The following is a 19,098-nucleotide window of genomic DNA, read 5'->3' as shown; positions in this document are numbered from 1 at the left end:
CCTACATCCCGTTGACGTCGATGATCGGCGCCGGGTAATCGGCCTGCGCCCGCCAGGGCCGGTGGATCTCGGCGCCGGGCAGGTGCGCCAGCTCCGGGATGTAGCGGCGCACGTACGCGCCGTCCGGGTCGTACCGCTCGGCCTGGCGCAGCGGGTTGAGCACCCGGTTCGGCCTGGTGTCGGTGCCGGTGCCCGCGACCCACTGCCAGTTCAGCTGGTTGTTGGCGATATCGCCGTCGACCAGCCAGTGCAGGAAGTGCGCCGCGCCGATCCGCCAGTCGATCCGCAGCGACTTGCTCAGGAAGCTGGCGGTGATCAGCCGCCCGCGGTTGTGCATCCAGCCCTCCTCGTGCAGCTGCCGCATGGCCGCGTCCACCAGCGGGTAGCCGGTGCGCGCTTCCTTCCAGGCAGCCGCCGACTCCTGGTCGTCGCGCCACTCGACCGGTCCGGAGCGGTAGTCCTTCGTGGCGGCGTCCGGGCGGCCGCCGAGGAGCTGCGCGTAGAAGTCGCGCCAGGCCAGCTGCCGGACGAAGGCGTGGCCACCCTCGGTGTCCATGTCGACCCGGTGCACCAGTTCGACCGGGGAGAGGCAGCCGAAGTGCAGGTAGGGCGAGATCTTCGAGGTAGCGTCGCCCGCCAGGTCGTCGTGGCGCTCGGCGTACCGCTCGATCGGGCCTGCCAGCCAGTCCCTGACGATCTTGCGCCCCGAGGTCTCGCCGCCGACCGCGAGCCGCGGCGACGGCTCGCCGCGGCTCAGCTTCGCGGCGTCCGGCAGCTTCTCCCCGCGCACCTCGGGCAGGGTGAGCGCGCGCGGCTTGCCGAGCGGGCGGCGCTGGTGGGTCTGGGTCCAGCGCCGGAAGTACGGCGAGAAGACGGCGAAGTGGTCGCGACCGGTGGAGGGGGTGAGCAGCTCCGGGTCGGCGGCGGTGACAACGGCGGTATGCACGACGAGCGCGCGGCCGTCGGCGGCGAGGCCGTCGCGCAGCGCGTGCTCCCTGCGGCTGCTGTAGCCGCTGGCGTCGGCGGCCACGTGCACCTCGGCGGCGTCCACCTCCGCGGCCAGCCGGACCACCTCGTCGGCGACCCGGCCGCGGCGCAGGATCAGCCTGCCGCCGATGGCGCGCAGCTCGGCGTCGAGCTCGTCCAGCGCAGCGAGCAGGAAGCGGACGCGGTTCGGGGCGGCGTACCCGCCGCCGAGGATGGCGTCGTCCAGGACGAAGACCGGGACGACCGCACCACCCCCGCGATGGGCCGCGGTGAGCACCGGGTTGTCGTGCACCCGGAGATCCCGGGTGAACAGGGCGAGGGTGGTGCGCGCTGTCACCGCCGGGTCACCGGGTGCACAGCGGGGCGACGGTGTCGATGCCGCCGGTGGTGGGCGAGGTCAGGTAGACGCACGGGCTCTGGCCCGCGGCCTCGATGGCGCCGCGCACCTGATCCCAGGTGGCCTCGTCCAGCGCGGGCTGCCGGGAGAGCACGAAGCCGGAGAGCCGCGAGGGGTCGGTGACCACGGCCCACGAGTAGTCGGGGCCGAGCGCGGTCACGATGTAGTTCGGGGTGCCCGCCGGGTCCTCCTGGAAGGGCACGTTCGGGAACTCCACCCGCAGCTGGGCCTTGCTCACCTGGTCGATGATCCGCGCGGTGCCGCGGATCTCGTTGGTGCCGCCGTCCCAGGTGGTGCAGCGGTTGAAGACCGCGACATTGCCCTGCGGGTCGAGGGTGTAGTTCGCCTGGGTGTCGCGGGCGCACTCCAGGTTGAAGGGCGCAGGCACCGCGGCCAGCTGGTTCCAGGTGCCGAGGTAGCGGCTCACGTCCAGCGCGGGCACCGGGGCCGGGCCCGCCGCGGCGGCGGGGCCCGCGGTGAGCGCGGGGGCGAGCGCGGCGGCGGTGGCCGCGGCCAGCGCGAGCAGCCGTCCGCCGCGGCGGGGCGTCGGGCGTTGCGTGCGGAATGGGTTCACCGGAACTCCTCGTTCTCGACGTCGTGGCCCATGGTAACGGAAACGATGCATAATCGATTCATTCCCTGGACGGGCGTGGCCCGGATCGGACGGCCCGCCCGTCGGATACCCAGGACGCACCGCGCTACCCAGCCCACCGAGCGGAGGACCGATGACGGGGATCGCCCACAGCGGGCAGAATGACCTCATGCCAGCCGGTTCCACCCCAAGCACCGAGACGGCCGGCTACACCGTCCGCGCGGTGGCCGACCGCCTCGGGATCCCCACCGCGACGTTACGCAGCTGGACCCGCCGCTACGACATCGGCCCCGCGCAGGAGCGGCCGGGCAAGCACCGGCTCTACTCCGAGGCCGATATCGCCCAGCTCGGGCGGATGCTCACGCTGATCAAGGAGGGGGCGAGCCCGGCGGGGGCCGCCGCGGCCGTGCGCGGCCCTGCTCCGCTCCGCGGCGATCGCACCGGGCTGCTCGCGGCCGCCTTCGCGCTGGACACCACGACGGTGGCCGCGATCGTGGAGGCGCACGTCCGCGCCTTCGGCGTGGTCGACACCTGGGACCTGGTGTGCCGCCCGGCCTTCGCCGATATCGTCGCGCGCCAGCTGGGCGGGGAGCGCTGCATCGACGTCGAGCACATGCTCTCCTGGAGCATCACCTCGGTGCTGCACCGCTGCTGCCCGCCGCCCGCCTCGGGGCGGATCGCGGTGGTGCTGGCCTGCACCGGCGGCGAGACGCACACGCTGCCGCTGGAGGTGCTGCGCGCCGCACTCGCCGAGCAGGGGGTGGGGGCGCACATGCTCGGCGCGAACGTGCCGACCTCCGCGCTGGCCGACACCCTCGGCCGCGGCACCGGGGCGAAGGCGGTGCTGCTCTGGTCCCAGCAGGAGCCGACCGCGCTCACCTCGGCCGTGCTGACCTGCGTCGAAGCCGGGGCGCGGGTCCTCGCGGGCGGGCCCGGCTGGGAGTCGGTGATCCTGCCCGACGGCGCGCGGCGGGTCGGCAGCCTGGCCGACGCCGTAGCCCGGCTGCGCTGAGCGGCAGCGCCTCCGCGGCCGGGTAGTACGCGCGCCGACGCAGCCCACGGCGCGCGGGCGGCCGCCGACTCGGTACCGGCTCGGGCTGCGCGCGGCCGTGACGAGCAGGTGGCCGGCCTCAGCCGCGCGGGGTGCGACCGAGGACGTGGCGCAGCGCGGAATCCAGGCCGGGGTCGCGGAACCGGTGTCCCGCGGCGTGCAGCCGCGTCGGCTCCACCCGCTGACTCGCCGCCGCGACCTCGCGCGCCCCCTGCTCGCCGAGCAGCAGCGCGGGGCCGAACTTCGGCACCGGGAGCAGCGCCGGGCGATGCAGCACCCGCGCCAGCACCTTCGTGTACTCGGCATTGCACACCGGCTCCGGCGCGACGGCATTGACCGGGCCGCGCAGGCTCTCGTCCCAGAGCGCGCGGTGGTAGACGTCGACCAGGTCGTCGATGCCGATCCAGGAGAACCACTGCCTGCCGTCGCCGATCCGGCCCCCGAGACCGGCGCTGAAGAGCGGCCGCAGCAGCTTCAGCGTCCCGCCCGCGGGCGACTGCACGATCCCGGTGCGCACCGCGACCGTGCGCACCCCCGCTTCGGTCGCCGGGCGCAGCTCGGCCTCCCAGTCCGCCACCACGTCGGCGAGGAAGCCGTCGCCGCGGCCGGAGTCCTCGGTGAGCGTCTCGTCACCGCGGTCGTAGCCGTAGAAGCCGATGGCGGAGGCGCTGACGAAGTCGCGCACGCCTGCCCGGACGGCGACCTCGGCCAGCTTCCGCGTCGGCCCGATCCGGCTGCCCGCCACCGCCTCCCGGTGCGCCGCGGTGAAGCGGCCCGCGATCGAGGCGCCCGCCAGGTGCACCACCGCGTCGACGCCGTCCAGCAGGTCGGGGGCGGGGTCGTCCGGCTGCCACCGCCGCTCGTCCGGCGTCCGCGGCGCGTGCCTGACCAGCCGGAGCACCCGGTGCCCGCCGGTGCTCAGGAAGGCCGCGACCGCCGAGCCGACCAGCCCGGAGGCGCCGGTCACCGCGACGGTGCCCGGCCGGTACCCGTGCCCGGCCGCCGCGGCGTGCGCGGCGAGATCGCCGGTGAGCTGGCGGTACCGGTAGTCGAACATGGCGCGCAGCGCGAGCTCGGGCACGGTGCTCTCGACCCGGTCGACCACCCGCGTGTGGCCGGCGTCGACCTCCTCGAAGTCGTGCACGTGCCGCCAGCGCAGCACCGTCCCGGCCGGGGCCGAGGCGATGCCGTCCACCGCGATCTCGTCGACGAAGCGGCGCGGCGGGTCGTACTCCGCGGCCCGGTGCCGCGCGACCCAGCGCAACCCGCCCGGCAGCCGCAGCACCGCGGTGCCGTCGCGCAGCGACTCCGCCTCCGCGGCCAGCGTGACGGGCTGCCACGGCGGGGTGAGCCGGGCGAACGCGCCCGGCCTGCCGTACCACGCGAAGACCTCGGAACGCGGCGCCGGGACGACGGCGCTCGACTCGATTCCCATGGTCCGACAGTAGCCGCGGAATGGCCCGGCGAAACGTTCCCGCATCGTTCCGCCGAGAATTGCAACACGTTCTAGAATTGCCGGATGGCACCGGATCCCGCCCTCGCCCGCGACGACCTGCTCGCCGCCGTGCTGGCCTCCCCCGCCGCGGTGGCGGCGAAGGACCGGGCCGGGTGGCTCGCGCTCTTCACGCCGGAGGCGGTGGTCGAGGACCCGGTCGGCTCGCGCCCGCACGTCGGGCTCGCGGCGATCGGCCGCTTCCACGACACCTTCATCGCGCCGAACACCATCACCTTCCAGCCGGACGCCGATATCGTCACCGGCCGGACCGTGCTGCGCGACCTCGCCATCACCATCCGGATGGCCACCGGCGCCACCGTCCGGGTGCCCATGCACCTGCGCTACGACCTGGTGTGGCGCGAGGACTCGTGGCGCATCGCGCAGCTCGCCGCGCACTGGGAGTTCGCGCCGATGGTGCGGCAGTTGCTCGGCACCGGGCTGCCCGGGCTCGGCGCGGGCACGCTGCTCGGCGGGCAGCTGCTCCGGCACCTCGGCCCCGGTGGCGCGCTCGGCATGCTCGGCGCCGTGCGCGGGGTCGGGGGCCGCGGGCGGGCGCGCGCGGAGCGGGTGCTGCGCGCCGCCGCCGACGGGGCGGTCGCGGAGCTGGCCGGGGTGGCGCTGGAGTTGCCCACCGGCCGGGTGCGGCCCGGCGAATTCGCCGCGTACCTGCGCGGGGCCACGGTCTCCAAGGTGCTCGCCGCGGGACGCACCGTGACTGCCTCGGTCCGGCTGGGCGACCGCCCGGCCGTTGCCATCGCCGAGTTCGCCGGTCCGCGGGTTACGAAGCTCCGGCTCGTCGCCGAGGAGTGACCGACCGATCCGGCCCCGGGTCGCTCCCGGATCAGGGCGAACGAGCCGACCGCAACCGGCGGGCGGCGGGCCGCGGCACCCCGAACAGGTCAGGCGACAGCGCGCCGGGAGCGTACAGGCTCGGAGCGGTACCGGGCGCGCGCGCCGTCGATACCGAGCGCGCGCCAGAGGCGGCGGGTGACCGGTGTCATGAGCCCGAGGTCGTCGGCCAGCGCGCGGACATCGGTGAAGTACCCGGCCAGAATTGCCGTGGCCCGCGGCGATCGCCAGAACGCCTCACGGAACACCTCGTCCGGAATATCGAACTCGCGGGCGAAGGAGCGCGGCGGCACCATGATCTCGCCGGCCAGCCAGCGCATGGCGAGCGGGAAGGCGAGCGCGCAGACGGCGGTGGTGACCGGCCCCAGTTTCGGCACCTTCGCCTTCAGGAACTCGTTGGCGAAGGAGATGTGCCGCGCCTCCTCGGCGATGTGGATCTCCATGGTGCGCAGCACCGCGGGCGGCAGATCGGCGCCGCGCCGGATCAGCGCCTTCTGGTAGTGGTCGATCGGCTCCTCGCCACCGAGGATGCCGATGAAGAGCACGACGTGCGCGTACCCGCCCGCCACGCCGATCAGCGGGGAGAGCCGCCGGAAGAGGGGCCGCATGCCGGGCACATCCACCCCGATCCGGTTCACCAGCTCCTGGAACATCTGGATGTGGTTGCACTCCTCGGTCATCTCGTGCATGCAGTAGCGGAACTCCGGCGCGCCGTTCGGCAGCTTCATGGCGTACTGCATCATGCCGCGGATCAGGACGCTCTCGAACGCCGCGCCGACCTTGATGGCGTTCGCCATCCGCCATTTGCCGATCTCGATCTGCCGCTCCCGCGGCAGGCCCCGGTACCAGGCGGTGGCGCCGAGCGGGTCCAGCTCCGGAATGAGGATCCAGCGCGGATCGTCGGGGTCGATGGCGAGCTCGGGCGAGTCCCAGTCGATATCCAGGTAGGGATCGAACTTGCGGTGCACCGAGCCCTCGGAGAGCGTGCGCACCATGTCGCGGTAGGCGTCGGCCTGGGATGAAGTGGACAGCGTCATCGGTGTCTCCTCACGTTCGCGGTGTGATCCGCCGCACCTCCAATTTAGCGAAACTCACGGTATCAGTAAACCTCTCCATGGAGATACCGAACGGTTTGCTGGATGGGCTAGTATTCGAACATGAGTTCGACGGATGACGAGCTGCCAGCGGCCGGACCCGACCGAACCAGCTCGCGCGCGCGGCCGGTACCGCGCACCGAGGGCACCGGCCCCGAGCTGCGTTTCCCCAGCGCAACCGGGCATTACTACCGCACCGCGACCTACCCGCCGCGCCCGGTCTGGGTGCGGCTGGACGCCCTGCTGATCCGCGACCCCGGCACCCCGAAGCACGTGAACGGGGCCGGGGTGGAGATGAGCGGCGAATGCGCGGGCACCCTCACACACTGGGTGCCGACGGTGGACGGCTTCTGGCTGGGCCGGGTCTCCTACACCGTCCGCTACGCCGACGGCCGTTCGCCGCTGCACGTGCGCGACCAGCTGGTCCCCGCCTACGCACTGCGCCCGCGCGACCTCGGCTGAAGCGTCCCGCCCGAGCCGCGCGCCCGCGGTCGCGCCGGCCCGCGCGAACTCGCCGAGGGTCGGCCGCCGGCGAGCACCGCCGAGTCGACGAAGCGCGGATCGAGCGGCGCGCTGCAGGTGGCACGGATGTGGCCGGTTCGCCGCCGGACGCAAACGCCCGGCCGCCGGTGGGATTCCGGGGGCCGGGCGGTTTGCGAGATGGGTCACCGCGGGCAGTTGACCACGTAGTCCCAGTCGGTCTGGTACCCACCGGTGACTCGCACGGTCACCGAGCTCGCAGCACCCGGCGGCAGCGTGACCAGAACCGATCCAGTGCCCTCGTTCGTCTCGTCGCCGACCCAGCCGGTGCTGCGCACGAGCGAGCCCTCGTAGAAGACCTCGATGAGGTCGGGGACGTAGTACGTCTCGTAGGCCAGCACGAAAGACGTCGGGCCGCGGCGCCCCAGCTCGTGCCGCGTCGTGGTGATCCCGTCGTTGCCGGACTGGGTCGACTGGTTGCACTGCTGCGTCTGCACACCGCCCCCGCCCCCGGACCCGGTGTCCGGCAGCCCGAGCCCCAACCCCAGCCCGTCCAGCACCGCACTCCCGCTGTCCAGCACCCCGCTCCCGCTGTTCAGGATCCCGCTCCCGGTGTCGATGACCCCGCCCGCGCTGCCGGTGTCGATCCCCGCGCTCCCCGACGGCTGTGCCGACACCCCGGCGGCACCGCCCGCCGTCACCAGCGCCGCCAGCGCACCGACCGCCGCGACCCGTCGAATACCGTTCCCAACCAAGACTTTTCCCTCCGCGAAGCCGTCTGTTCTTCTCCGGGAACAGACTTCCACCGCGGCTCGATGTCCGATATCTACTGTTCGGGCGACAGCCGTTCGGCCGACGCGGTTATGGTCGAGGCATGGGTGTCATAGGCGAGATGTTCCCCGGCGGCAAGCTGCAGGACGAATCCGGCCAGTCCGGTGACGGCCAGTCGCACCGGCCCGCCGTCGAGCTGGACCTGGACTCCGGCGTCGTACGGCTGACCACGCCGCGCCGGGACGAAGACGGCGAATCCGCCGCAGAGTAACCGGAGACGAAAACAGCCCCCGGAGAAATTCTCCGGGGGCTGCTCCCACTAGTAGCGGGGACAGGATTTGAACCTGCGACCTCTGGGTTATGAGCCCAGCGAGCTACCGAGCTGCTCCACCCCGCGTCGGTGAACACAACATTACACACGGGTGCGCCGCCAATGCAAATCGCCCCGCTACCTGCGCGGATGTGCCGCAACCGCGCGTAGGCCGGCCGAGGCCGCCCGGAAACGTGGGCCGGATCGCTATTTCGCGGTGATCTCCGACACATAACAGCACCATCACGGGCAGGTATTCGAATGCGGAAATCGCCGAATTCACCTGCGCGTTCGCCGGACGCTTGCGAACGAAACCTCTCGCAACTCATCGTTACCGAGGCGTGATCTCACCGAGATTTGCCGTTACCGTCGGATCCGGCCCGGGGCACCTGCGCTGGGCCAGAACACGGATCGCCGAACACCGGCAACCCTGCCCCGCGGCCGTGTCACCCCGACTTCCTGGGGGCAGGGATACGTGCGAACGGCGCGGCGGTGGGCGCGGGGAGGGAAACCACATGTCTCGAAACCGGAAGTTCAGCACCCGCGCCCTCGGCTTCGCCGCCGTCACCGGCGCCCTCGTTGCCGTCCCGTTCGGTCTCGCCACCGGAACCGCGTCGGCCGCCACCCATAACTGGGACGGCGTCGCCCAGTGCGAGAGCGGCGGCAACTGGAGCATCAACACCGGTAACGGCTACTACGGTGGCCTGCAGTTCTCGCAGAGCACCTGGAACGCGCACGGCGGCGCGGGCTCCGCGCACACCGCCAGCAAGGCGGAGCAGATCCGGGTGGCCGAGAACGTGCTCGCCAACCAGGGCGTCGGCGCCTGGCCGACCTGCGGCAAGTACCTGACCCAGGGCACCTCCAGCGATGTCGAGCCCGCCGCCGAGCCGGAGCCGGCCCCCGCCCCCGAGCCCGCGGCTCCCGAGCCCGCCCCCGGCAGCCCCGCCGCGCTGGTCGAGCAGGCCAAGACCGCCGGTGGCGATCTGGCCAAGCAGTACGGCCTGGAGGGCCCCTTCCAGGCCCTCCTCGAGCAGAACTCGGGCCTGATCGACAGCATCGGCAGGTAATCCGGCCCGGCTCCGCCGGGCGGGCTCGCGGCCCCTTCGGGGTCTCGCGGCTCGGCGCTCGAGACTCGCGGCTGCGCCGAATGCGCTTCGAGCGCCGACCGGCGAGACGGGGCCGCGAACGTGATGCTTACGGCAAGGGCCCCCGTCACCTGGTGACGGGGGCCCTTGCCGTTCCGGTCAGCGGTTGGCGTCCTGATACGCCTTGACCGCGGCCTCGAGATCATCCAGCGCCCTGCCGAACTCCTCGAAGTTCCCGGTCCGCATGGCGGTGCGCGCCGCCTCGATCCGACGGTTCAGATCCGCCGCGGCGGCATCGCGGGCCGCCGTCGATGCGGGCGGCGGCGCGGTGCCGTTCGTCGCCGGGGGCGGCGTGCCGCCCTGCGCCGGTGGCGTCGCGCCGCTGCCGGTGTTCGGCGCGGCGGCGCCCGGCTTGGTCGCCACCCCGCCCACGCCGGGCAGGATCTGGTTCAGCGCCTCCTCCAGCGTGGAGGCGTACCCGACCTTGGGGCTGTTCGAGCCCGGCTCCTTGTAGCTGACCAGCACCTTGGCCAGCTGCGGGAAGGTCGCCGACGGCGGCGCGTTGCGCGGCTCGGTGTAGAGCGGCTCCACGTAGAGAATGCCGCCCTGGGCGATCGGCAGGGTGAGCAGATTGCCGTACTTGATGTTGTTCGACGCCAGCAGCGTGCGGTCGCTGGACACCGGCGGGAAGGTCGTCATCGAGTTCTGCGTCTGCTGCGGACCCTGGGTCTGCGAGTCGGTGGGCAGCCGCAGGATGGTGAACTTGCCGTAGTCCACCGGGTCCGAGCGCACCGAGATGTAGGCCGAGAGGAACTGCCGGTTGTAACCGACCATCGCGCTGGTCAGGTTGAACACCGGCTGCCCCGTCTCCGGGTCGCCCATGAGCATGTAGTAGGGCGGGAGCGCGCCGGTGCTGCCCTCCACCGTCGGGTCGGCAGGCACCGACCAGAAGGCGTTGTTGGTGAAGAACTCGCGCGGGTCGTTCACGTGGTACTTGGCGAGCATCTCGCGCTGCACCTTGAACAGGTCGGCCGGGTAGCGGAAGTGCGCGCGCAGCTCCGGGCTGATCTCGCTCTCCGGCTTGACCACGCCGGGGAAGACGCCGCGCCAGGCCTGCAGCACGGGATCTCCTGCGTCCACCTCGTAGAGCGTGACGGTGCCGTCGTAGGCGTCCACGGTGGCCTTCACCGAGTTGCGGATGTAGCTGACCTCCTCGCGCGGCAGCATGCGACCGGTCTTCTGATCGATGCTGTCCTCGACCGCGCCCTCCAGCGAGGTGCGCTGCGAGTAGGGGTAGGAGTCCAGCGTGGTGTACGCGTCGACGATCCACTTGATCCGGCCGTCCACCACGGTCGGGTAGATATCGCCGTCGGCGGTCAGCCAGGGCGCCACCTTCTCCACCCGCTCCCGCGGATTGCGGTTGAAGATGATCTTGGAGTCCGGGCCGATGGCGCCGGAGAGCAGGATGTTCCGCTCGGCGTACTTGGTGGCGAAGGCCAGCCGGTCGAACCAGTTGCCGATCGGGACGCCGCCCGCGCCGTCGTAGGTGAACTGGGCGATATCGCTGTCGTACTCGCGCGGGCCCTGGCCGTCCACCTGACCGACGATGGCGTAGTCGGCGTCGGTCTGCGAGATGAGCTCGCCGTAGTAGATACGCGGCTGATCGACCTCGATCAGCTGGTTATCCTTCGGCGTGGCCAGGTCGCTGGTCACGGTGTACTCGGGGTAGCCGGTGTCGGTGCTGCCCGCGGCGGCCGCGTCCTGGGCGGGCGGGCGGTTGACCCGGTTCGCCGGGGCCGCGACGAAGCCGTCGCCGTGCGTGTAGACGGTGTGCCGGTTGATCCAGTCCGTCTGGTTGCCGGTCAGGCTGCTCGGGGTGAGCTCGCGCGCGCCGACGATGTAATCCTGCACCTCGCCGTCGATGGTGTAGCGGTCGATGTCCAGCGGGTCGCGGAAGCCGTAGAAGTTCTTCAGCTGCTTCTGCTGGGTGAAGGTGCGGGAGAGGATGTTCGGGTCGAGCAGCCGGATCTTCTGGATGGTCTCGACATCGGCGGGCACGTCGACCGGGTTCTTGGTGCCGTCGCCCTTGTAGTCCTGGTAATCGATCTTGTCGGGAGTGATGCCGTACGCCCTGCGGGTGGCGTCGATATTCCGCTCGATGTACTCGCTCTCCTTGTCCGCCGCGTTCGGGCGCACCGAGAACTGCTCGACCAGCAGCGGGTACACCGAACCGACCAGGATCGAGGAGAGCACGAGCAGCGCCGCCGCCATGGCGGGCACCCGCAGGTCGCGCAGCACCACCCCGGCGAAGAAGGCGATCGCGCAGATCACCGCGATGGCGAGCAGGATGAGTTTGGCCGGGAGCACCGCGTTGATATCGGTGAACGAGCCGCCGAAGAAGGTCGGCTCCTTCCTGGCGCTGGAGAGCAGCTCGTACCGGTCGAACCAGTACGCTACCGCCTTGAGCAGCACGAAGATCCCGGCCAGCAGCGCGAGCTGCACCCGGGCGGCGGTGGTGAGCGTGCCCTCGCGGCCGCTCAGCCGCAGCCCGCCGAAGATGTAGTGCGTCACCAGGTTCGCGAAGAAGGCGATGACGACGGCGACGAAGAGCCAGTTCAGCACCATCCGGTAGAACGGCAGGTCGAAGACGTAGAAGCCGACGTCGATGTGGAACTGCGGGTCCTCGGTGCCGAACGAGCCGCCGTTCAGGAAGAGCTGCAGGGTCACCCAGTTCGACTGCGCGACCAGCCCGGAGAGCAGCCCGAGCAGCACCGGGATGCCGATGCCGAAGAGCCGCAGCCTGCTCATCACCGTGGTGCGGTACCGCGCGATCGGGTCGTTCGGCCCGGCGACCGGGATGAAGACCGGCCGCGAGCGGTAGGCGAGCAGCAGCGCCAGCCAGACCGCGAGCCCGACGAAGATCGCCACCGCGGCGAAGAGCAGCAGCCTGCTGCGCAGCACGGTCAGGAAGACACCCCGGTAGCCCACCTCCCCGAACCACAGCCAGTTGGTATAGGTGTCGACCAGCCGCGGCCCGAGCAGCAGCAGGGCCGCGAGCACGACGGCCGCCACCAGCAGCACGCGGCTGCGTCGGGACAGCGATGGTAAGCCGGTGGGGGGCCGCATGCCCACGATGCCACGCTCCAGGGTCCGGGGATATCGGTGGGCGGGCCGTTGCCGGACCGCCCGAGCCCACTCTACGGAAATCGGACACCGTGCCGGTGCCAGGGGCGAATTTGACAGGATGTGCGACGTGACCGCTGACCTGCACGCCGAACTCGCCCTTGCCCGCTCCGTCCGGGAGGTCGCCGAATTCGTCGACGCCGAGGGCTGGGGCCGACCGCCGCAGATCTTCGCGCTGGTACCGACCGGCGACCTCGTCGCGGCCGAGCCGGGGCTGGTGGATCAGCTCGACCAGGGCGCCGAGTACACGCCGGTCGCGCAGGAGCCCTTCCCGGAGGACATCACCGGCGGGTCGTGGGCGCTCGACGAGTTCCTGGCGACCACCACCTGGCCGCCCGCGGTGCACGGCTGCCTGCTGGTGCAGGAGATCGTGGTGCTCCCGCCGGACGCCGAGACCGCGCTGGACGACGCGCTGGCGCCGCTGCTCGCCGACCCGGAGGCGGCGGACGCGGCGGCGCGCACCGCCGCCGCCGAGCACCCGGGGCGGCGGGAGGCCAGGCTCTTCGCCGCGGTGCTGCGCGGCGGGGCGTCGCTCTGCCTGCTCCAGGTGCGCCCGGACGAGGACGCGGAGACCGACGACTTCGGCGACCTCGACCTGCGCACCTACCCCGGGCTGGCGCCGAACGTGGTCGAGGCGCTCCGGCACACCCTGGACTGAGGGCGTCGCCGAACGTCGCGGCCGGGCCGAATCGCGCGTGCGCGGCCCCCGACCGCCGGGCGGGCGCGGCGTGACCGGGGACTCGGCGCACGGTCCCGCCGCCCTCGGCGGCCCGGATCAGCCGCAGTTCGGCGTGTCCCGGCCCGCGCCGATGTCGGCGAGCGACTGGACCGCGCCGGTCAGCGTCTCGACCTTGACCAGCCGCAGCCCCTCGGGGGTGCGCTGCCGCGCCTCGGCGCAGTTGGCCGCCGGAACCAGGAAGGTCTCGGCGCCCTCGTCGCGCGCGGCCATCATCTTGTACTGGATGCCGCCGATCGGCCCGACCGCGCCCTCCTGGTCGATCGTCCCAGTACCGGCGACGAAGCGCCCGTTGTCCAGCTCGCCGGGCGAGAGCTTGTCGATCAGCGCGAGGCTGAACATGAGCCCCGCGGAGGGGCCGCCGATATCGGCGAGATTGAAGGTCACCTGCAGAGGCGGGCGCGCACCCTCGGTCGGAGTGATGCCGAGGTACCCCTTGGCGGCGTCGTCGGGCCGCGCGCCGAGCGTGACCGAAAGCGTCTGCTCGGCGGCCTCCCGGCGCACCACCAGGCTCAGTACGTCACCGGGCTTGCGCGCGGAGACCGCGTCCACCACTCCCTTGGGGGCGGTGATCGGCGCGCCATCGATGCTGACGATCTCGTCGCCCGCCCGCAGTACGCCATTGGCGGGCCCCTCTTCGACCACCTCGCCGACCAGCACCACGGTGGGCAGGTTCAGGAAACGCAGCGCCGCCACCTCGGCCGAGGCCTCGGAGTTCTCGAACTCCTGCTGGTTGGAGCGGTCGATCTCCTCGCGCGGCACCCCGGGCGGGTACACCTCGGCGCGCGGGACCAGGCCGTGCTCGCCGCTGAGCCAGAAGCCCAACGCCTCGAAGATATTGAGCCGGTCGCGCACCGAGACGGTGGTCATGTTCAGGTTGCCCGTGGTCGGGTCCACCTCGGCGCCCTGCACATCCACCACCTGCTTGCCGTCCACCTCACCGAGGGTGTTGAAGGTGGGGCCGGGGCCGAGCGCGACGAACGGCACCGTGAAGACGCTGCCCGCCAGCCCGAGCACGAGCACCGGGACGAGCGCGGCCAGCAGGGTGAGGATGCGGCGATTCACCCGGACCACAGTAATGAGCGGGCCGCGCGCGGCGTGGCACCGGCCCGCCGCGGTGTCCGCAATGGTTTCGCGCTGCGCGAACACAGAGGTGGGCGGGGTTCCGCGTACCGTTGGGGGTATGAGTGACATCCCGTTCGGCTTCTCGAACCGCGACGACGACAGGGAACGGCGCGGCGACGAGCCCGGTGCGGGCGGCGGCAATCCTTCCGGTGACAGGGGCAGCAATCCGTCCGGTGACAAGGGCGATGCGCCCGGCGGCGCGGGCAACCCCTTCGGCGGCGGCGCGGGCAATCCGTTCGGCTTCCTCTTCGGCGGCGCGGGCCCGGCCGGGGCGGGCGCGCAGGGTGCGGGCCCCGGCTTCGACCCGTCGCAGCTCGGGCAGATGTTCACCCAGCTGGGGCAGATGTTCAGCGGCGTCGGCACGCAGGCGGGCGGCGGCTCCGGCCCGGTGAACTACGACGTCGCCAAGCGGCTGGCCCGCCAGCAGCTCGGCACCGCGGGCACCCCGGTCTCCGAGCAGCAGCGCAAGGCCGTCGCGGACGCCGCGCACCTGGCCGAACTCTGGCTGGACGGCGCCACCACGCTGCCCGCGGGCGCGAGCCGCACCGTCGCCTGGACCGCGACCGAGTGGATCGAGCAGACGCTGCCCACCTGGCAGCGGCTCTGCGATCCGGTCGCCGAGCAGCTCGGCGGCATGTGGAGCAGCCAGCTGCCGGAGGAGGCCAAGCAGTTCGCCGGGCCGCTGCTCGGCATGATGACCCAGATGGGCGGCATGGCCTTCGGCTCGCAGCTGGGCCAGGCGCTCGGCCAACTGGCCAAGGAGGTGCTGACCTCCACCGATATCGGACTCCCGCTCGGCCCGGACGGCACCGCCGCGCTGCTGCCCGCCGCCGTCGCCGAGTTCAGCAGCGGGCTGGAGCAGCCGGAGAGCGAGATCCTGGTCTTCCTCGCCGCCCGCGAGGCCGCGCACCAGCGGCTCTTCGCGCACGTGCCGTGGCTGCGCCAGCAGGTGCTCGGCGCGGTGGAGAGCTACGCGCGCGGCATCAGGATGGATTTCTCCGCGCTCGAGGAGGCCGCGCAGAACCTGGACCCGATGTCGCTGGCCGATCCGTCGAAGCTGGAGGAGATCCTGGCCGCGGGCGCCTTCGAGCCGCAGACGACGCCGGAGCAGAAGCAGGCGCTGGAGCGGTTGGAGACGCTGCTCGCCCTGATCGAGGGCTGGGTGCAGGTGGTGGTGGCCGCGGCGCTCGGCGATCGGCTGCCCGGCGCGGGCGCGCTCGCCGAAACGCTGCGGCGCAGGCGCGCCACCGGCGGCCCGGCCGAGCAGACCTTCGCCACCCTGGTTGGGCTGGAGCTGCGGCCGCGCAAGCTGCGCGAGGCCGCGGCGCTCTGGCGGCGGCTCACCGACGACGCCGGGCTCGATGCCCGCGACGGGGTCTGGGCGCACCCGGACCTGCTGCCCGGCTCGGACGATCTGGACAACCCGGCCGGTTTCATCGACGGCGTGCTCGGCGGCACCGCCTCCAGCTTCGACGACCCGCTCGCGCAACTCGCCGCTACCGAGGAGCGCGAGCGCAGGGAGCAGGCGGAATCGCAGGCCGAGCCGGACGAGGGCGACGGCTCCGGCAAGTCCTGAGCGAATGCCCCTGTGAACAGGGGCGATCCTGTGGATAACTCGCGCTCGCCCGGCCGGGGCGCGGTGCGCGGGTGGCAATACTGCTCGGTATGACGCCACCACCGCGAGGGCCCCTGCTGCAGCCGGGGGTCGCCATCCTGGTCCGCCCCTCCGGGGCCGTTCAGCTCGGCTGGGATCCGGAGCGCGCCGTCGTGCTCCGCCCGCCCGGGCTCGACCCGGCCGTCGTCGAGCGCTTCCTGCGCGGGCTGGACGGGTTGCAGACCAGGCCCCAGGTGCTCTGGCGAGCCGGTGAGCTCGGGCTCGCGCCGGAGCAGGCGAACGCCGTGCTGGACGCGGTGGCGGCCGCCGGGCTGCTGGTCCCGCCCGCCGACGGCCCCGCCCCGATCCGCGCGGTGCGGGTGCACGGCCGCGGCCCGCTCACCGACCGGGTACTGGAGTGGCTGCGCGCCGAGGGGTTCGCCCCGGCCCGCTCGCCCGGCGGCTACCGCCGCGGCGAGGTGCGGCGCTGGCGCGAGGACCTGGTGCTCCTCACCGACACCCTGGTCGTCGACCCGCGGCTCGGCGCCGAGCTGGTGCTGGCCAGGATCGCGCACCTGCCGATCCGGATCCGGGACGGCCGCGGCGTGGTCGGACCGCTGGTGCTGCCCGGCGCCACCAGCTGCCTGCGCTGCGCCGACCTGACCCGCAGCGGCGGCGACGCGGAGTGGCCGCACCTGGCCGCGCAGCTGCTGAACCGGGTGGGCGCGGCCTCGCCGGCCATGGTCGCGCGGACCAGCGCGCTCGCGCTCACCGAGCTGGAGGCGATCTTCGCATGTTCCGCGAGCCGCGAGCCGCAGACGCTGGACGCGATCCTGGAGCCGGACCCCGACTCGCACGCCGTACACAGCAGGCGCTGGCCCGCGCACCCGGACTGCGGGTGCAGGCTGCTGGCGGCGGGCCCGGCCGCATGAGGCCGCCGGACGGCCGCCCACGGACACCCGCCCGGACCAGCGCGGCGGGAAGCAGGCCGAGCCGGGCCCGGCCGGCGAGTGTGGCGCACAGACCATTGATTTTCATGGCACGGCCGGGGCGGTTTCGGCCATGATGGGAACTGTGTCCGACATTGCGCGCCGCAGCTCATCCCGCAACGCGAAGTTAGCCAAGATTCCACTCGGGATCGCGGGTCGCGCTGCCGTCGGGTTCGGCAGGCGGCTGGTGGGCGGGGATCGCACCGAGATCAGCGCCGATCTGAACCAGAAGGCCGCCGAGCAGCTGTTCTCGGTGCTCGGCGAGCTCAAGGGCGGCGCCATGAAGTTCGGTCAGGCGCTGAGCGTCATGGAGGCGGCGGTGCCGGAGGAGTTCGGCGAGCACTACCGCGAGGCGCTGACCAAGCTCCAGGCCGCGGCCCCGCCGATGCCGACCGCCACCGTGCACCGGGTACTCGACCAGCAGCTCGGCACCCGCTGGCGGGAGCGGTTCAGCGAGTTCGACGACGAGCCGACGGCGTCGGCGAGCATCGGGCAGGTGCACCGCGCGGTCTGGTCGGACGGCCGCCGGGTCGCGGTGAAGGTGCAGTACCCCGGCGCCGACGAGGCGCTGCGTGCGGATCTGAAGACGCTCTCCCGGATGTCCGGGCTCTTCGCCTCGGTCATCCCCGGCGCGGACGTCAAGCCGGTGCTCGCCGAGATCACCGAGCGCACCGAGGAGGAGCTGGACTACCGGAACGAGGCCGCGCACCAGCGCGCCTTCGCGAAGGCATTCGCCGGCCACGCCGACTACGTGATCCCGAAAGTTGTCGCGGGTTCGCCCAAGGTGATCGTGACCGAGTGGGTTACCGGTACCCCGCTCTCCGGCATCATCCGGGCGGGCGACGAGGATCCGGCGGGCACGATCGAGCTGCGCAACCGGGTCGCGGCGCTGCTCGGCACCTTCCACTTCTCCTCACCGGCGCGGGCCGGGCTGCTGCACGCCGATCCGCACCCGGGCAACTTCATGATGCTGCCGGACGGCAGGCTCGCGGTGATCGACTTCGGCGCCTGCGCCCCGCTGCCGAACGGCTTCCCGCCGGAGCTCGGCCGAATGCTGGCGCTCTCGGTGGCCGAGCGGTACGAGGAGCTGACCGCGCTCATGTACGACAACGGCTGGGTGATCCCCGGCCGCACCGTGACCCACCAGGAGATCGCCGATTACCTGCGCCCCTTCACCGACCCGATCGAGTCCGACTCGTTCCATTTCACCCGGCGCTGGATGCAGCGGGTGGCGGGCAAGGCGTCGAACATCTCCAGCGCGGAGATGAAAACCGCGCGGGCACTGCAACTTCCGCCGGAGTACGTGATGATCTTCCGGGTGCTCGGCGGCTCGATCGGCATCCTGGCCCAGCTCGACGCCGAGCTGCCCTTCATGCAGCTGGCGCGGGAGTGGATGCCCGGCTTCACCGAGGAATCCGCGCTGCACTGACCCGCGCGGCGCCGACCCCGGAAACCAACGAACCGCCCACCGGAAAACGGTGAGCGGTTCGTCGGCGGACAGTCGGAAAGCCGGCTCTCATGCCGGGATCGCGACCTTACGCGGCCGGCCACGCGGCCGCTTGCGGGCGATCACGACCCCCTGATCGAAGATCTCGCCACCCCAGACACCCCACGGCTCGCGCCGGTCGATGGCGGCGCTCAGGCAGCGCTTCCGGATCGGGCAGCTGGCGCACAGCGCCTTGGCCTCTTCCAGCTGGACCGGGCTCTCGGCGAACCACAGGTCGGGGTCGCCGGCTCGGCAGGGCAGGGCGGACACCGCGCAGGCGCGCGGGGACTTGGCCACGGTCCGGCATGTCACGTCAGTAGCGGCCTGCGGCCATTCCTGGGCGGTGAACACGTCGTTCTCCTTCAGCTCGTTGCAGCGGTTCGGATGTTCGGTGCGAAACCGGTGCCACTGCGGCTGAAGGAGCCGGAGAATACTGGCCACGATTTCGCGCTGTGCGCTCCGTGGCCAGGAGGTCGGGGAGAATTCCCTACCTAGGTCGACATCTCTGTCGAATCCTGATCACGGACGCTGGGTGTGCGTTGCGGAGGCGGGCTGCCGCATCGCCGAACTCATCGGCGAATGCGAACGGCCAGCCGGCGCTGGGCTTGTCCTGCGAAATGGCGTAAACGGGCAGCCGCAGGCCGTGCGTAGTGCAGACCTGCGCATTGCCACCGCCGACACCGGACAGACCGATCCCCTGCACGGCGAGGATCCCCCGGGAGGCCGACATGGCTTTGCCCATCGCGCCGTCGACGCGCACGGTTTCGCCGCCGCGCGGTGCGGTGCCGACGCCGGTGCTGCCGAAGATCGTGATGTTGTCCACTTGTCTGCCTCCCTCCTGTACTCGTCGGTTGTCGTGTTCCGTGTTCACCGG

The 19,098-nt window shown here is 72.2% G+C and carries 18 protein-coding genes and 1 tRNA gene; 9 read left to right on the top strand and 10 right to left on the bottom strand.

Translation table 11 applies throughout. The annotated features are described in order from the left end of the window. Window position 1: 1 nt before the first annotated feature. Together NH2_RS26035 and NH2_RS26030 are read right to left on the bottom strand one after the other, a co-directional pair. Entirely contained in the window at window positions 2-1,324 is a 1,323-nt protein-coding gene (locus tag NH2_RS26035) for a cryptochrome/photolyase family protein (protein WP_067659875.1), read from the bottom strand. 7 nt (window positions 1,325-1,331) lie between these two features. Further along, a complete protein-coding gene (locus NH2_RS26030) occupies window positions 1,332-1,958 on the bottom strand; it encodes a lipocalin family protein (protein ID WP_439951790.1) in 627 nt (208 codons plus the stop codon). A 187-nt stretch (window positions 1,959-2,145) separates the two neighbouring features. Here NH2_RS26030 and NH2_RS26025 point away from each other — a divergent pair, with 187 nt between their 5' ends. Next, complete coding sequence (locus tag NH2_RS26025; RefSeq protein ID WP_067660175.1) at window positions 2,146-2,988, top strand: MerR family transcriptional regulator; 843 nt, start codon at window positions 2,146-2,148, stop codon at window positions 2,986-2,988. 118 nt (window positions 2,989-3,106) lie between these two features. On the opposite strand, the gene NH2_RS26020 is transcribed toward NH2_RS26025, so the two are convergent. Further along, entirely contained in the window at window positions 3,107-4,462 is a 1,356-nt protein-coding gene (locus NH2_RS26020; RefSeq protein ID WP_067659872.1) for a TIGR01777 family oxidoreductase, read from the bottom strand. A gap of 84 nt (window positions 4,463-4,546) precedes the next feature. Between NH2_RS26020 and NH2_RS26015 the strand changes: the two genes are divergently transcribed. Continuing rightward, complete coding sequence (locus tag NH2_RS26015) at window positions 4,547-5,332, top strand: nuclear transport factor 2 family protein (RefSeq protein WP_067659869.1); 786 nt, start codon at window positions 4,547-4,549, stop codon at window positions 5,330-5,332. An 89-nt stretch (window positions 5,333-5,421) separates the two neighbouring features. On the opposite strand, the gene NH2_RS26010 is transcribed toward NH2_RS26015, so the two are convergent. Beyond that, complete coding sequence (locus NH2_RS26010; protein WP_067659866.1) at window positions 5,422-6,408, bottom strand: AurF N-oxygenase family protein; 987 nt, start codon at window positions 6,406-6,408, stop codon at window positions 5,422-5,424. 120 nt (window positions 6,409-6,528) lie between these two features. Here NH2_RS26010 and NH2_RS26005 point away from each other — a divergent pair, with 120 nt between their 5' ends. Next, on the top strand, window positions 6,529-6,927 hold the full coding sequence (locus NH2_RS26005; RefSeq protein ID WP_245650766.1) for a hypothetical protein: 399 nt from the start codon (window positions 6,529-6,531) through the stop codon (window positions 6,925-6,927). A 203-nt stretch (window positions 6,928-7,130) separates the two neighbouring features. On the opposite strand, the gene NH2_RS26000 is transcribed toward NH2_RS26005, so the two are convergent. Continuing rightward, on the bottom strand, window positions 7,131-7,700 hold the full coding sequence (locus NH2_RS26000; protein WP_084505898.1) for a hypothetical protein: 570 nt from the start codon (window positions 7,698-7,700) through the stop codon (window positions 7,131-7,133). A gap of 119 nt (window positions 7,701-7,819) precedes the next feature. On the opposite strand from NH2_RS26000, the gene NH2_RS29340 reads away from it, so the two are divergent. Beyond that, window positions 7,820-7,987 (top strand): hypothetical protein, encoded by a 168-nt coding sequence (locus tag NH2_RS29340; RefSeq protein ID WP_169811538.1) that lies wholly within the window; start codon window positions 7,820-7,822, stop codon window positions 7,985-7,987. 52 nt (window positions 7,988-8,039) lie between these two features. Here NH2_RS29340 and NH2_RS25995 read toward each other — a convergent pair. Beyond that, window positions 8,040-8,113 (bottom strand) — tRNA-Met (locus tag NH2_RS25995). A gap of 428 nt (window positions 8,114-8,541) precedes the next feature. On the opposite strand from NH2_RS25995, the gene NH2_RS25990 reads away from it, so the two are divergent. Next, window positions 8,542-9,093: a transglycosylase family protein gene (locus NH2_RS25990; protein WP_067659859.1), complete on the top strand. Its 552-nt coding sequence runs from the start codon at window positions 8,542-8,544 to the stop codon at window positions 9,091-9,093. 177 nt (window positions 9,094-9,270) lie between these two features. Here NH2_RS25990 and NH2_RS25985 read toward each other — a convergent pair whose 3' ends face one another. Beyond that, window positions 9,271-12,243: a UPF0182 family protein gene (locus NH2_RS25985; protein WP_067659856.1), complete on the bottom strand. Its 2,973-nt coding sequence runs from the start codon at window positions 12,241-12,243 to the stop codon at window positions 9,271-9,273. 121 nt (window positions 12,244-12,364) lie between these two features. On the opposite strand from NH2_RS25985, the gene NH2_RS25980 reads away from it, so the two are divergent. Next, window positions 12,365-12,952 (top strand): PPA1309 family protein, encoded by a 588-nt coding sequence (locus NH2_RS25980; RefSeq protein WP_439951789.1) that lies wholly within the window; start codon window positions 12,365-12,367, stop codon window positions 12,950-12,952. A gap of 117 nt (window positions 12,953-13,069) precedes the next feature. Here the strand turns inward: NH2_RS25980 and NH2_RS25975 are convergent, their stop codons facing one another. Continuing rightward, a complete protein-coding gene (locus tag NH2_RS25975) occupies window positions 13,070-14,095 on the bottom strand; it encodes a YlbL family protein (RefSeq protein WP_067660169.1) in 1,026 nt (341 codons plus the stop codon). Window positions 14,096-14,213: 118 nt separating this feature from the next. Here NH2_RS25975 and NH2_RS25970 point away from each other — a divergent pair, with 118 nt between their 5' ends. The 3 genes from NH2_RS25970 to NH2_RS25960 all read left to right on the top strand — a co-directional run bounded on the left by NH2_RS25970 (window position 14,214) and on the right by NH2_RS25960 (window position 18,167). Continuing rightward, on the top strand, window positions 14,214-15,731 hold the full coding sequence (locus NH2_RS25970) for a zinc-dependent metalloprotease (protein WP_067659850.1): 1,518 nt from the start codon (window positions 14,214-14,216) through the stop codon (window positions 15,729-15,731). An 89-nt stretch (window positions 15,732-15,820) separates the two neighbouring features. After that, a complete protein-coding gene (locus NH2_RS25965; protein ID WP_067659847.1) occupies window positions 15,821-16,681 on the top strand; it encodes a hypothetical protein in 861 nt (286 codons plus the stop codon). 130 nt (window positions 16,682-16,811) lie between these two features. Next, a complete protein-coding gene (locus NH2_RS25960; protein ID WP_067659844.1) occupies window positions 16,812-18,167 on the top strand; it encodes an ABC1 kinase family protein in 1,356 nt (451 codons plus the stop codon). Between the two features lie 87 nt (window positions 18,168-18,254). Here NH2_RS25960 and NH2_RS25955 read toward each other — a convergent pair whose 3' ends face one another. Both NH2_RS25955 and NH2_RS25950 read right to left on the bottom strand, forming a co-directional pair. Then, complete coding sequence (locus NH2_RS25955; protein ID WP_084505914.1) at window positions 18,255-18,575, bottom strand: WhiB family transcriptional regulator; 321 nt, start codon at window positions 18,573-18,575, stop codon at window positions 18,255-18,257. A 136-nt stretch (window positions 18,576-18,711) separates the two neighbouring features. Then, window positions 18,712-19,047: a hypothetical protein gene (locus tag NH2_RS25950; RefSeq protein ID WP_067659841.1), complete on the bottom strand. Its 336-nt coding sequence runs from the start codon at window positions 19,045-19,047 to the stop codon at window positions 18,712-18,714. Between the last annotated feature and the right edge of the window lie 51 nt (window positions 19,048-19,098).

This window comes from Nocardia harenae NBRC 108248 (assembly GCF_001612885.1).
Classification (GTDB): domain Bacteria; phylum Actinomycetota; class Actinomycetes; order Mycobacteriales; family Mycobacteriaceae; genus Nocardia; species Nocardia harenae.
Note: the sequence above shows the minus strand (reverse complement) of the source record. Positions and strands in the feature narration are given on the sequence as shown.

Excerpts from the sequence above, each read along its gene's own strand:
- NH2_RS26025 (WP_067660175.1), top strand. The coding sequence starts at position 2,146 with ATGCCAGCCGGTTCCACCCCAAGCACCGAGACGGCCGGCTACACCGTC.
- NH2_RS26020 (WP_067659872.1), bottom strand. The coding sequence starts at position 4,462 with ATGGGAATCGAGTCGAGCGCCGTCGTCCCGGCGCCGCGTTCCGAGGTC.
- NH2_RS26015 (WP_067659869.1), top strand. The coding sequence starts at position 4,547 with ATGGCACCGGATCCCGCCCTCGCCCGCGACGACCTGCTCGCCGCCGTG.
- NH2_RS26010 (WP_067659866.1), bottom strand. The coding sequence starts at position 6,408 with ATGACGCTGTCCACTTCATCCCAGGCCGACGCCTACCGCGACATGGTG.
- NH2_RS26005 (WP_245650766.1), top strand. The coding sequence starts at position 6,529 with ATGAGTTCGACGGATGACGAGCTGCCAGCGGCCGGACCCGACCGAACC.
- NH2_RS29340 (WP_169811538.1), top strand. The coding sequence starts at position 7,820 with ATGGGTGTCATAGGCGAGATGTTCCCCGGCGGCAAGCTGCAGGACGAA.
- NH2_RS25990 (WP_067659859.1), top strand. The coding sequence starts at position 8,542 with ATGTCTCGAAACCGGAAGTTCAGCACCCGCGCCCTCGGCTTCGCCGCC.
- NH2_RS25970 (WP_067659850.1), top strand. The coding sequence starts at position 14,214 with ATGAGTGACATCCCGTTCGGCTTCTCGAACCGCGACGACGACAGGGAA.
- NH2_RS25965 (WP_067659847.1), top strand. The coding sequence starts at position 15,821 with ATGACGCCACCACCGCGAGGGCCCCTGCTGCAGCCGGGGGTCGCCATC.
- NH2_RS25960 (WP_067659844.1), top strand. The coding sequence starts at position 16,812 with ATGATGGGAACTGTGTCCGACATTGCGCGCCGCAGCTCATCCCGCAAC.